Annotated in this window: 2 protein-coding genes; both read left to right on the forward strand. The window is 40.4% G+C overall.

The window, feature by feature from the left end; all coding sequences use genetic code 11:
• Positions 1–201: 201 nt before the first annotated feature.
• Entirely contained in the window at positions 202–933 is a 732-nt protein-coding gene (locus tag CWC14_RS16905; protein ID WP_138564049.1) for an IS4 family transposase, read from the forward strand.
• A gap of 303 nt (positions 934–1,236) precedes the next feature.
• Positions 1,237–1,593, forward strand: coding sequence for a hypothetical protein (locus tag CWC14_RS16910; RefSeq protein WP_138564051.1), 357 nt, complete (start codon positions 1,237–1,239; stop codon positions 1,591–1,593).
• Positions 1,594–1,608: the final 15 nt, after the last annotated feature.

The raw sequence follows: 1,608 nt of genomic DNA on the forward strand, positions 1-1,608 counted from the left end.
GACGTTTATTTTACGGCTTTTATGCACAATGAATAGGGTTAATAACTTAAACCTTGATGATCGTCAATTGATCTAAGTAATTAAGTCACTGTGTGCTGACTGCTGACTCTTATACACAAATAAATTAGGCTTCAATTGAACTTTATTTATATCAGTCGATCAGATCAGTTATAACGAAAAAACCGATCGAGTTTAATTATTATGCTGATAAAAGATACTGAACAATGGGCTAATCATTTGTTTAAACATGCTGAATTAGGTGATGAACGACGCACTAAACGCCTGCTAAAAATAAGTCATCAAATGGCGAGCAACACAGGAAGCTCTATTGTGAAAGCATCTGGCTCACAGGCCTCTATTGAAGGCGCATATCGCTTTCTCCGCAATGATAAAGTTGACGCAGATAACATCGCTACCGCCGGTTTGATTTCGCTGTTACCTGCAATAACGCTGTCAAACACAATCCTTGCGCTAGAAGATACATCAACATTGTGTTACCGACACAATGTGACTAAAGAGCTCGGACATACTGGCGCATATAAACAAAGCTCTTCTAAAGGGATGTTGGCGCACACCGTCCTTATGGTCGATGCAGAAACAGAGCGTACTATTGGCTTGGGTGCACAACATCGTTGGTGCAGAAAAGATGAAAACTTTGGTACCGCTAACGACAGAAAACGCCGCAAGTACGAAACGAAAGAAAGTTATAAATGGCAACGCTCGTCGGAAGAAATGAGTACCCGATTTGCAGATGTCATGGACAATATCATAAGCGTTTGTGATCGAGAATCTGATATGTTTGAGTATATTGATTATAAAACAGTAAATAATCAACGGTTTGTAGTGAAGGCCAAGCATGAGCGGGTCGTGAATGCAGACGGCGATAAACTAAGTCCTTACATTGAAAATCAGCGAAGCTTCATATTCGGTTAAGATACAGCAAAAGGAGGCCGAAAAGCACGTATTGCGAAAGTAGCTGTACGTTATGCTTGCATTACTATTTATCCGCCTAAAAAACACAAGAAACTTGGTGGTATGAATTTAACAGTAATAAGTTGCAACGAGATTGATCCACCAAGTGGAACAAGTCCTTTGTCGTGGAAATTGTATACAGGCGAACCGATAAATAGTGCTTCTGATGCACTAAAGATAGTTAGATTTTATGAACTAAGATAGCGAGTTGAAGAGTTCCATAAAGCGTGGAAGTCAGCGGGCACTCAAGTTGAGTCGTTTCGCATGCAAACGCGAAATAATCTAGAAAAGATCATTGTAATAACAGCATTTATTGCGGTGAGACTTCTCCAGTTACGCGAGCTTGTTGTCGATAAAGATAATGCAAAATCAATTAGTTGCGACAATTTTTTCAATCTTCTTGAATGGAAACTGTTGTGGTCAAAGACTGAAACTAAAAAAGCACCTAACACAACACCTTCATTACATTGGGCTTATTATGCACTTGCCAAATTAGGCGGGTGGCACAACAGCAAGCAAACAGGTGTTGTTGGTTGGGAAGCTTTATGGAAAGGTTGGTTTTCACTGAGCCAACTGCTAGAAGGCGCTCGATTCATGCAAGCGCAACAACAGGAGATGTGATCAAGAGACAGGTGC

Origin of the sequence: Pseudoalteromonas sp. S3260 (assembly GCF_005886925.1) — a bacterium.
GTDB classification, from domain to species: domain Bacteria; phylum Pseudomonadota; class Gammaproteobacteria; order Enterobacterales; family Alteromonadaceae; genus Pseudoalteromonas; species Pseudoalteromonas tetraodonis.